This is a genomic window from Bradyrhizobium sp. NDS-1 (assembly GCF_032918005.1).
Classification (GTDB): domain Bacteria; phylum Pseudomonadota; class Alphaproteobacteria; order Rhizobiales; family Xanthobacteraceae; genus Bradyrhizobium; species Bradyrhizobium tunisiense.
In genome coordinates, this window is the sequence record NZ_CP136628.1 from 1972045 (window position 1) to 1983293 (window position 11249).

Annotated in this window: 10 protein-coding genes; 4 read left to right on the forward strand and 6 right to left on the reverse strand. The window is 64.5% G+C overall.

The annotated features are described in order from the left end of the window. Positions 1-42: 42 nt before the first annotated feature. The 4 genes from fbcH to RX330_RS09365 all read left to right on the forward strand — a co-directional run bounded on the left by fbcH (position 43) and on the right by RX330_RS09365 (position 6002). A complete protein-coding gene (gene fbcH, locus RX330_RS09350) occupies positions 43-2115 on the forward strand; it encodes a cytochrome b/c1 (RefSeq protein ID WP_317242807.1) in 2073 nt (690 codons plus the stop codon). A 181-nt stretch (positions 2116-2296) separates the two neighbouring features. Beyond that, the gene (locus tag RX330_RS09355; RefSeq protein WP_212089293.1) at positions 2297-2986 is read left to right on the forward strand and encodes a dienelactone hydrolase family protein; all 690 of its coding nucleotides are present in this window, start codon (positions 2297-2299) and stop codon (positions 2984-2986) included. A gap of 301 nt (positions 2987-3287) precedes the next feature. Beyond that, positions 3288-5453, forward strand: a complete 2166-nt coding sequence (locus RX330_RS09360; RefSeq protein WP_317242808.1) for an anthranilate synthase component I — start codon at positions 3288-3290, stop codon at positions 5451-5453. Between the two features lie 9 nt (positions 5454-5462). Next, positions 5463-6002: an adenine phosphoribosyltransferase gene (locus tag RX330_RS09365; RefSeq protein WP_018323310.1), complete on the forward strand. Its 540-nt coding sequence runs from the start codon at positions 5463-5465 to the stop codon at positions 6000-6002. Positions 6003-6015: 13 nt separating this feature from the next. Here the strand turns inward: RX330_RS09365 and RX330_RS09370 are convergent, their stop codons facing one another. The 6 genes from RX330_RS09370 to RX330_RS09395 form a co-directional block, all read right to left on the reverse strand. Beyond that, positions 6016-6348, reverse strand: coding sequence for a GIY-YIG nuclease family protein (locus tag RX330_RS09370; RefSeq protein ID WP_317242809.1), 333 nt, complete (start codon positions 6346-6348; stop codon positions 6016-6018). Positions 6349-6431: 83 nt separating this feature from the next. Beyond that, positions 6432-7100, reverse strand: a complete 669-nt coding sequence (locus RX330_RS09375; protein ID WP_212089299.1) for a hypothetical protein — start codon at positions 7098-7100, stop codon at positions 6432-6434. A gap of 60 nt (positions 7101-7160) precedes the next feature. After that, the gene (locus RX330_RS09380; RefSeq protein WP_212089301.1) at positions 7161-7913 is read right to left on the reverse strand and encodes a hypothetical protein; all 753 of its coding nucleotides are present in this window, start codon (positions 7911-7913) and stop codon (positions 7161-7163) included. A gap of 219 nt (positions 7914-8132) precedes the next feature. Next, entirely contained in the window at positions 8133-9374 is a 1242-nt protein-coding gene (locus tag RX330_RS09385) for a M48 family metallopeptidase (protein WP_317242810.1), read from the reverse strand. Positions 9375-9504: 130 nt separating this feature from the next. Further along, a complete protein-coding gene (locus tag RX330_RS09390; RefSeq protein WP_212089313.1) occupies positions 9505-10065 on the reverse strand; it encodes a LemA family protein in 561 nt (186 codons plus the stop codon). A 137-nt stretch (positions 10066-10202) separates the two neighbouring features. Beyond that, on the reverse strand, positions 10203-11180 hold the full coding sequence (locus tag RX330_RS09395) for a small ribosomal subunit Rsm22 family protein (protein WP_317242811.1): 978 nt from the start codon (positions 11178-11180) through the stop codon (positions 10203-10205). Positions 11181-11249 lie beyond the last annotated feature (69 nt).

Below are 11249 nucleotides of genomic sequence, written 5' to 3' on the forward strand. Positions count from 1 at the left end.
GCTTCGCGCCGTCTCGTCGTACTATTTCCTCAGGATCGCATCATGAGCGGACCATCCGACTACCAGCCGAGCAATCCGGCCTTGCAATGGATCGAGCGGCGCCTGCCGATCTTTGGTCTCATGCACTCCTCCTTCGTCGCCTATCCCACCCCGCGCAACCTGAACTATTGGTGGACCTTCGGCGCCATCCTCTCCTTCATGCTGGGGATGCAGATCCTGACCGGCGTGATCCTGGCGATGCACTACACGCCGCATGCCGATCTCGCCTTCAAGTCGGTCGAGCTGATCGTCCGTGACGTGAACTACGGCTGGCTGCTGCGCAACATGCACGCGGTCGGCGCCTCCATGTTCTTCGTCGCGGTCTATGTCCATATGTTCCGCGGCCTTTACTACGGGTCGTACAAGGAGCCGCGCGAGGTGCTGTGGATCCTCGGCGTCATCATCTATCTCCTGATGATGGCGACCGGCTTCATGGGTTATGTGCTGCCGTGGGGCCAGATGAGCTTCTGGGGCGCCACCGTCATCACCAACCTGTTCTCCGCCATTCCCTATGTCGGCGAGAGCGTCGTGACGCTGCTCTGGGGCGGCTATGCGGTCGGCAACCCGACGCTGAACCGCTTCTTCTCGCTGCATTTCCTGTTGCCGTTCGTGATCGCGGGCGTCGTCGTGCTCCACGTCTGGGCGCTACACGTCGCCGGCCAGAACAATCCTGACGGTGTCGAGCCGAAGACGGAAAAGGACACGGTGCCGTTCACGCCGCATGCCACCATCAAGGACATGTTCGGCGTCACCTGCTTCATGCTGCTCTACGCCTGGTTCATCTTCTACATGCCGAACTATCTCGGCGACGCCGACAACTACATTCCGGCGAACCCCGGCGTGACGCCGCCGCACATCGTGCCGGAATGGTATTACCTGCCGTTCTACGCGATCCTGCGCTCGATCCCGGACAAGCTCGCCGGCGTCATCGCAATGTTCGGGGCGATCATCATCCTGTGCTTCCTGCCCTGGCTCGACAGCGCCAAGACCAGGTCGTCGAAGTATCGTCCGCTGGCAAAGCAGTTCTTCTGGATCTTCGTCGCGGTCTGCATCCTGCTCGGCTATCTCGGCGCACAGCCGCCGGAGGGCATCTACGTGATCGCCGGCAGGATCCTTACGTTCTGCTATTTCGCCTACTTCCTGATCGTGCTGCCGCTGCTCGCGCGCATCGAGAAGCCGCGGCCGGTTCCGAACTCGATCTCGGACGCGGTGCTCGCCAAGACCGGCAGCAGGTCGACGCCGATGGTTTCGACCGCGATCGTGCTGGCGCTCGCCGGTTCGTTGTTCGCGGGCTCGATCGACAGCGCGAAAGCGGCTGAAGGCGGCGACAAGCCTCCGGGCAACAAATGGTCGTTCTCGGGCCCCTTCGGTACGTTCGATCGCGGCGCGCTGCAGCGTGGCCTGAAGGTCTACAAGGAAGTCTGCGCCAGCTGCCACGGCCTGTCCTACGTCGCTTTCCGCAATCTCGCCGAGCCCGGCGGTCCGGGCTATTCGGTGGCGCAGGCGGCTGCCTTCGCTTCGGAATACAAGGTCAAGGACGGCCCGAACGATGCGGGTGACATGTTCGAGCGTGCGGGCCGGCCGGCGGACTATTTCCCCTCGCCATTTCCGAACGAGCAGGCAGCGCGTGCCGCGAACGGCGGTGCGGCGCCACCCGACCTGTCCCTGATCACCAAGGCGCGTTCCTACAAGCGCGGCTTCCCTTGGTTCATCATCGACTTCTTCACCCAATACCAGGAGCAGGGTCCGGACTACGTGTCGGCAGTGCTTCAGGGCTACCTGGACAAGGCGCCGGAAGGTGTGACCCTGCCGGAGGGCTCCTACTACAACAAGTACTTCCCGGGCCATGCCATCAAGATGCCGAAGCCGATCAGCGATGGCCAAGTCACCTACGACGACGGCTCGCCCGCCACGGTGGCGCAATACGCCAAGGACGTCACCACGTTCCTGATGTGGACCGCAGAGCCGCACATGGAAGCGCGCAAGCGCCTCGGCTTCCAGGTCTTCGTGTTCCTGATCCTCTTTGCCGGCCTGATGTACTTCACCAAGAAAAAGGTCTGGGCCACCTCGCACTGAGCGGCTCGGGACGAGACGAGCGAAATGAAAAAGCCCCCGGATGGGGGCTTTTTTGTTGTCCGTCATTCCAGCGCGATGGGTAAGCATCGAACCCGGAATGACGGGAGTGTGGATTGCGCCGCGCGCTTCCAGCCGTCAAAATAGCCTCAACCGCTCCCCCAAAAACTCATCGGAGGACACCATGGGAACCGCCATCACCTTCAAGCGCCCGGACGGCAAGGACGCCTCGGGCTATCTGGCCAACGCCGCGCGCGGCAACGCGCCGGGCGTGGTCGTGATCCAGGAATGGTGGGGGCTGTCGGACCAGATCAAGGGCCTGTGCGATCGTTTCGCGCTGGCAGGCTTCGATGCGCTGGCGCCCGATCTCTACAAGGGCAAGGTGGTGCCGTACCACGACACGGATTCCGCCAACAAGGAAATGAACTCGCTCGACTTCATGGACGCCACCACGCAGACGGTACGCGGCGCCACGCAATATCTCTCGCGCAACGGCGCCAAGGTCGGGCTGACAGGCTTCTGCCTCGGCGGCGCCGTCACCATCATCGGCGCGACCAAGATCCCGGAGCTTGCGGCCGGCGTCGTGTTCTACGGCATCCCGCCCGAGCAGGCGGCCAAGCCCGCCGACGTCAAGATTCCGCTCCAGGCCCATTTCGCCAACAAGGACGATTGGTGCACGCCGGAGCTGGTCAATGGCTTCGAAAAGGCCATGAAGGCCGCCGGCAAGTCGCTGGAGCTGTTCCGCTATGACGCCGAGCACGCCTTCGTCAACGAGCAGCGCCAGGCCGTGCACGACCGCGAAGCCGCCGAGCTCGCCTGGGGCCGGGCGATCAAGTTCTTCGCCAATCATCTCGGCGGCACCAGCGCGGCCTGACCCAACTGGTAGCCCGGATGGAGCGCACCGGAATCCGGGACTGTCTCGTCGTGGCGCGTCTCCGGATTGCGCTACGCTCCATCCGGGCTGCCGCCCACCCTTGACGCCGCTTCCCGACCATGGTGAGTATCCACGCTATGAGCACCGCCGTCCGCCCAGCCCGTCTTTGGTGGCGCACCTCCTGACGAGGTGGCCGGTGCGATTTTCCTTTCCCAAATCGTCTGAGGTCGCCAGCACAGCGCGGCGGCCTGATCGTTTGTCCTGTGTGGCGTTCCCTCGGCAAGTTTCGTAAGAGGACGACATGAACAGGACAGTCTTTGCCCTCCCGGCTCGAAGCGACTATGTGACCCGCGCGGGACTTGCGATCACGCGGGTGGCCGAGCAGTTTACCGGCGGTGCCAATCGGCTCGACGACCTGATCAACCTGCTCGACCACCGCCGCGGCGTGGTGTTGTCCTCGGGCACGACCGTGCCCGGCCGCTATGAGAGTTTTGACCTCGGTTTCTCCGATCCGCCTCTCAAGCTCGAGACCACGGGCGTCAATTTCAAGCTGGAAGCGCTGAACGCACGCGGGCAGGTGCTGATCGCCTTCCTTACTGACGTGCTGCGCGAACCCTGCGTGGTGATCTCCGAGAAGACCGCTTCGCGCCTGGCCGGCCACATCATCCGCGGCGACGCGCCGGTCGAGGAGGACCAGCGCACCCGGCGTGCCAGCGTGATGTCGCTGGTGCGCGATCTCGTCGCCGCCTTCTCCGCCAATGAAGACGGGCTCCTCGGCCTGTTCGGCGCCTTCGCCTACGACCTCGTGTTCCAGATCGAGGACCTCGTACAGAAGCGTGCACGCGAGAGCGACCAGCGCGACATCGTGCTCTACGTGCCCGATCGCCTGCTGGCTTATGACCGCGCCACCGGCCGCGGCGTCGTGCTGAGTTACGACTTCGCCTGGAACGGCAAGTCCACCGCAGGCCTGCCGCGCGAGACCGCCGAGAGCCCATACCTGAAGACGCCGCGCCAGGGCTTCGCCGATCACGCGCCCGGCGAATATCAGGCCACCGTCGAGACCGCGCGCGCCGCCTTCGCCCGCGGTGATCTGTTCGAGGCGGTGCCAGGGCAGTTGTTCGCGGAGCCTTGCGATCGCTCGCCGGCGGAAGTGTTCCAGCGCCTCTGCGTCATCAATCCGTCGCCCTATGGCGCGCTGATGAATCTCGGCGAAGGCGAGTTTCTCGTCTCCGCCTCGCCGGAAATGTTCGTGCGCTCGGACGGGCGCCGCGTCGAAACCTGCCCGATCTCAGGCACCATCGCGCGCGGCAGCGATGCGATCGGCGATGCCGAGCAGATTCGCCAGCTGCTGAACTCGGAGAAGGACGAGTTCGAGCTCAACATGTGCACCGACGTCGACCGCAACGACAAGGCGCGCGTCTGCGTCCCCGGCACCATCAAGGTGCTGGCGCGCCGGCAGATCGAAACCTACTCCAAGCTGTTCCACACCGTCGATCATGTCGAGGGCATGCTGCGCCCCGGCTTCGACGCGCTCGATGCCTTCCTCACCCATGCCTGGGCGGTCACCGTAACGGGTGCGCCCAAGCTGTGGGCGATGCAGTTCGTCGAGGATCACGAGCGTTCGCCGCGCCGCTGGTATGCCGGCGCGATCGGCGCGGTGAACTTCGACGGCAGCATCAACACCGGTCTCACCATCCGCACCATCCGCATGAAGGATGGGCTTGCCGAAGTGCGCGTCGGCGCCACGTGCCTGTTCGATTCCGATCCCGCCGCCGAAGACCGCGAGTGCCAGGTGAAAGCTGCCGCGCTGTTCCAGGCGCTGCGCGGCGATCCGCCGAAGCCGCTGTCGACCTTTGCGCCTGATGCGACCGGTTCGGGCAAGCAGGTGCTGCTGATCGACCACGACGACAGTTTCGTCCACATGCTCGCCGATTACTTCCGCCAGGTCGGCGCCAGCGTCACCGTGGTCCGCCATGTGCATGCGCTCGACATGCTCAAGCAGAGGACATGGGATTTGCTGGTGCTGTCGCCGGGTCCTGGACGCCCCGAGGATTTCGCGATCAAGAAGACGATCGATGCGGCGCTGGAGAAGAAGCTGCCGGTGTTCGGCGTCTGTCTCGGTGTGCAGGCCATCGGCGAATATTTTGGCGGCGAGCTCGGGCAGCTCACCCATCCCGCCCACGGCCGCCCCTCGCGGGTGCAGGTGCGCGGCGGACGGCTGATGCGCAATCTGCCGAACGAGATCGTCATCGGCCGCTATCACTCGCTCTTCGTAGAGCGCGACAGCATGCCGGAGGTGTTGTCCGTCACCGCAAGCACCGAGGACGGCGTCGCCATGGCGCTGGAGCACAAGACCCTGCCGATCGCCGGCGTGCAATTCCACCCGGAATCGCTGATGTCGCTCGGCAATGAGGTGGGACTACGTATTGTCGAGAATGCGTTCCGGCTGGATGCGCGCGTTGATTGAGAGGCACCAATGACCTTCGACCATGATATCAAGGCGAGCGTCCGCACCATCCCTGACTATCCCAAGCCAGGGATCATGTTCCGCGACATCACGACCCTGCTGGCGGACGCACGCGCGTTCCGCCGCGCGGTCGATGAGCTCGTCAATCCCTGGGCCGGCAACAAGATCGACAAGGTCGCGGGCATGGAGGCGCGCGGCTTCATCATCGGCGGCGCGGTGGCGCATCAGCTCTCGGCCGGCTTCGTGCCGATCCGCAAGAAGGGCAAGCTGCCGCACACGACGGTGCGCATCGCCTATTCACTCGAATACGGTATCGACGAGATGGAGATGCATGTCGACGCGATCCAGCCCGGCGAGCGCGTCATCCTGGTGGACGACCTCATCGCCACCGGCGGCACCGCGGAAGGCGCGGTGAAGCTGCTGCGCCAGATCGGCGCCAACGTCGTCGCCGCCTGCTTCATCATCGACCTCCCCGAGCTCGGCGGCGCCGCCAAGCTGCGCGCCATGGACGTTCCGGTGCGCACGCTGATGACGTTCGAGGGGCACTGAGCCGCCGCTGCGGTCAGATCATCTCGGCCTTCAGCTCGTCCCGCCAATGCAGCATGCGCTCCTTCAGGAGCGCGTTCCTGACATAGGCGCTCTCCTCGTCCTCCAGGCGCTCGCACTCGGCAAAGGTCAGGCCGGTCTCGCCATGGGCCTTCCAGGCTGCCTGGAGGCTGCGGCATGTGTGGCTGCCCTGGCGCAGTGAGAACCAGATGCGGTTCTGGATCGTCTCCAGGTTCGGCGCCTGGCCGACCCAGGCCTCGCCCGAGGCCGCGCAGCGCAAGACGAAGATGCCCGCGATGGTCTTTCGCTCCTTGTAGGCGGCGATCGCTGCTTTCCGGTCGATGCTCACGGGGATGGGCCTTACTGAGGACGTTGCTGCGCACTCAGTAGCGGCAGGCCCGCCCACTGTCAATAACACCCGGGTAAAATACGTCAGGAGCGCTGCAGGATCAGGCTGAGCTCGAGCTCACGAAAGGCGAGGTAGTTGCGCCGGGTCCATTGGTGCAGCTCGGTCGAGGCATCCTTCTCCTGGCGCAGGTAGCCGGTGAAGGAGAAGTTCAATCGGTCGATATAGGTCTTGAGGAAGCCCGGCAGCGCGGGCAGGCGGAACAGCCGGCCGCCGGCCATCGCGGCCGGCAGCTCGCCGCGCACGACATGTTCGTTGTCGACCGTGATCAGGTTCATGCGCGGGATCTGCCCGCGCAGCGTCTCGTGGGCGCGGATCGAGACGCGGTCGGTGTCGGCGACGAACAGGATCTGAGGCGCGACATGGCGGCGCGCGGCCTCCTTCAACAGGCCGATCTCGTCGGTCATCTTGAAGAACTCGTCGAAGGCGTGGAAGCCGAGGTCGATCACCTTGGCAACGCCGTCATCGAGGATGACGCGGTCCATCAGCTGCATCTTGCCGTAGGTGTCGATCACGTCGGCCGTTTCGGTCACCTTCGGCAGATAGTCGAGCAGCGACGGCTCCTTCAGATTGACGTCGAAGGCCGCGACGTTGCCGTTCTTGAGCAGCAGGAATTCGCTGAGGAGCCGCGCCAGCAGGGTCTTTCCTACCTGCGGGCGGGGCGAACAGATGATGTAGACGGGTGTCGCGGGCATCGACAGCTATATCAGGCCAACTCACCGCCCAATCCAGCCGTATCAGCCCCGGCTTCGCAACTATTTTTCGCTGTTGCGGGTCGCGGATTTCGACCCGACGATGTCGGTCAGGCGGATCCGGTCGAACTCGCTCCAGACGTTGGCCAGCCAGTGCCGGACATAGCCGCGCAGAACGAACGAATAGTTCGCTGCCTCGTCGTTGATGCCCTTGTTGGCGACGAATTTCAGGAACGGAACGGAGGACACCTCGACCTGCTCATAGGCCATTTCGTTGAGCTTGGGGATGGTCAGCTCGGTCGCGTCCTTGATGCGGTTGAAATACGATTGGTAAGTCGCCTGGTCCCACTGGAAGAACTGGGTGTCGTTGATGAAGTTCTTGACCAGGAAATATTTTGCGCCGCCCATGAAGCCCGCGGTCTCGGCGATCTCGTCCAGCGAGGCGATCGAGGGGCCGAGGATGTGGAACACGGCAAAGGTGATTTGGCCGGCCTTGGCGGCGTCGAGGAAACCGATGTCGCGCAAGGAGGCGAGCGCCGGCGAGAGCAGGCCGGCGCGGACGTCGATCACGGTGACCGACGGGCTCGTCGCGTTGAGCGTATCGAAGATCTTCATCTGATCGGCCGTCGTCGTCATGTCGACGATCTCGGTGATGTCAGGGTGGAAGCGCTTCAGGGTTCCGCGGGGCGACTCCGTGTCGAAGGCGCGCGTGGGCACGTTGTTGGCTGAGAAATAATCGAGCAAGGTCCGCGACACCGTGGTCTTGCCGACCCCGCCCTTGTCCGCGCCCACCACAACCACTGCCGGCTTTGCCATTGCTGTCCCCTAACGCGCGCCCCCCGATCGCGAGGTCGCGATCGGCCGGGCCCCAAATCGATGTCCCGAGGATGGCCCCAAGGATGTCCCGAGTCTGCTGTTGGGCGCGAACATGGCAGAAACAAGGGAGAATTCAATTCCGCAGGCCGTCGATACGGCAATTCCGGAAGTTTTTCCCAAGCGCGGCGAAACTGCCGCGGATGGCGGGACATCGCGTGCCTAATGACGGCCCCAGGGGCCCATGGAATTGCGGACCGGATTGCTGTTCGCGGTTCCGGAGGGGCCGGATGCAGGCACGGGCGGTGGAGCGGCGGGCTCGTCGGTATCGTCCCAGGGGCCATGACGCGGCGGCGGGGCGTCCTGCTGGTCGGCTGGTGGCTCGGGCTCGTCCGTTTCCTCACTCGGCAGCAGCGGGCCTGGATCGCGGCCGCCGGCAAACTTGACCAGTGCATCGACCCGGGACTGCACAGAAGGATGGGTTGCGAACAGGTCGGCAAAGCCCTCGCGGGGATTGTCGACGCAGAGCTCCATGACGGCCGAGGTCGCGCCGGGCAGCTCGCCGCGATTCTCGATCTTGCGCAGGGCCGAGATCATCGCATCGGGATCCTTGGTCAGCTCCACGGAGCCGGCGTCGGCGAGATATTCGCGCGAGCGGGACAGCGCGAGCTTCACCACCTGGGACAGCAGCCAGGCCACCACGATCAGCACGATCGCGATGATGATCACGATCACCGCGCCGCCACCGGAACTTTTTCCCTCGCTCGACGAGGAGGACGACCGCGACGAGGAGGAGGAGCCCGAGGACCATGAGCCGCCGGAGCCGGAGCTCCAATTGAGATTCGTGAACAGGCGGAAGAACAATTCGCCGAAGAAGCCGACCACGCCGGCGATGATGACGGCGACCACCATCAACTGTACGTCGCCGTTCTTGATGTGGGTCAGCTCGTGGCCGAGCACGGCCTCGATCTCCTTGTCATCAAGCGCATCGAGCAGACCCGTGGTGACGGTGATGGAATATTGCCTGGGATTGAGGCCGGTCGCGAACGCGTTCAGTGCCGGGCTCTCCATGATCTTCAGCTTCGGCATGGTGATGCCGCGCGAGATGCAGAGGTTTTCGAGCAGATTGTAGAGCCGCGGCTCCTCCTGCCGGGTGACGCCGTGGCCACCGGTCACCGCATCGATCATCGACTGGTGGAAGAAATAGGCGATCACGATCCAGACCGCCGCCACGATTGTCGCAACGGGGGCAGCGATTTTCAGATCCTGGAAGGCGTGGCTCAGGTAGAAGGCGACGGTCCGGTTGCTGTCGATGAGAACTTCGGCGAGCAGCGCGCCGGCATAGACCAGCACGTAGACCAGCACGTAGACCAGCACGTAGACCAGCATGAACAGGCCGGCGAGCAGCAGCATCGAACGAAACTTGTTCGAGGCGATATGCGTGTAGAGACCATACGCGGCCATGACGCGTCTTTATCAAAATCCGTCGTTCCGGGGCGCGCCGAAGGCGTGAACCCGGAACCTCGAGATTCCGGGTTCGATGCTACGCATCGCCCCGGAATGACGGAAAGAAATGATGGGCATGCTCAAGCAATCAGAACTTCACCTGCGGTGTCGCCTCGACCTCGGTGCGGCTGGCGCCGAGATCGAAGAAGTCCTTCCTGGTGAAGCCGAACATGCCTGCGAACAGCGCGGCAGGCAGCTGCTGGATGCCGGTGTTGTATTCCTGGACCGCGTTGTTGAAGAAGCGGCGGCTCGCCGCGATCTTGTTCTCGAGGTCGGAGAGCTCGGATGCGAGCTGCTGGAAATTGGCGTTGGCCTTGAGATCCGGATAGGCCTCCGAGAGCGCGATCAGCCGGCCGAGCGCACCCGAGAGCTGGTTCTCCGCGGCGGATACCTGCGACGGCCCCTGGGCTGACATCGCCGAATTGCGCGCCTTGATGACGTCGTCGAGCGTGCCGCGTTCGTGCGAGGCATAGCCCTTCACGGTCTCGACCAGGTTCGGGATCAGATCGTGACGCTGCTTGAGCTGCACGTCGATGTCGGCAAAGGCCTGGCCGACGCGTTGGCTCAGCGCCACCAGGCGGTTATAGGCGCTGAAGGCGAACAGCGCGAGGACGACGATGACGCCGAGAACGATCCAGCCGGTCGACATGGAGAACTCCTGAAGAGGGAAGAAGGCGGGTGCTAGGGTAGACCAAATTGGCGTGGAGCGAGAGCCCGTCGCGGAGGGGAGGTAGGATTTGGTCTGACGAGGAGCCATCCGAGTTCAAGCCGAAGGCCTGAACGGGGTTAACTTTCGGCAACAACCGCGTCGCCCCAGCGCCAACGCCGGGCGCTTGCATAGGCCGGCTTGTCGCGGCGCGGGATTTTCGTCAGCGCGACGCTGCTCTCGGTACAGAGCTTGGCCGTGATCTCGGCCTTGCCGACATCCGGCGGCGCCAGCACGCGCGCGGCGCGGCTCTCGGGCGCCGTGCGGGTCAGGGCGACGTAGATGAAGCGCTCGTCCTCGAACGGCACCTCGGCCCCCTTGATCTGGCGGTGCGCCTGCGAGCGCGGCAGGCGCTGGGAGAAATGGCACCAGTCGGGCGCGAGGAGCGGACAGGGCCTTTCGTGCGGGCAGGGTGCGGCGACGTAAGCGCCGGCCGTGACCAGCTGCTGGCGCAGCGCGAGGATGCGGGCATAGCCCGCGGGCGTGCCGGGCTCGATCACGAGCAGGGCGTGGCGTGCTTTCGCCCACATCGCCTGGGCGAGCTTGCGCTGATCGCTCTCGCTGAGTTCGCCGATGATGTAGCTGGCGATGACGAGATCAGCTTGCGAGACTTCAGCGAGGTTGCCGCCGGCATCGCCCGGCAGATAGCGACACTCTCCAAGACGCGTGCTGTCGCGCGCGAGGTCGAGCGCCAGCCGGCTCAGCGTGGCGTTGGCGTCGAGCAGGGTGAAATCCTGCAGCGACGGGAAGGCTTCCGCGGCCGCCCAGCTCGCGGTACCCGGGCCCGCGCCGACGTCGAGCAACGTTTCCGGGGCGAGGTCTGGTGCGATCTCGGTCAGCGCGTTCAAGCTGGCGGCCACGGCCGCGTAGGTCGCCGGCATGCGCGCGAGGGCATAGGCGAGGCCATCAGCCTCGGACTTGATCGTGCCGGACGTACCGCCTGCGCGGTAGGTGGTCGAGATCTTCTGCGAGCGCTGTGCCGCGTCGGTGCGCGAGAAGCACTGCAGCTTGCCGTCGAGTGCGGCTTTCAATTCGGCGGGGAGGGTGGGGGAGATCATCTATGCCCACCGTCATTCCGGGGCGATGCGCAGCATCGAACCCGGAATCCATCGCGCGGCAGACTCGGT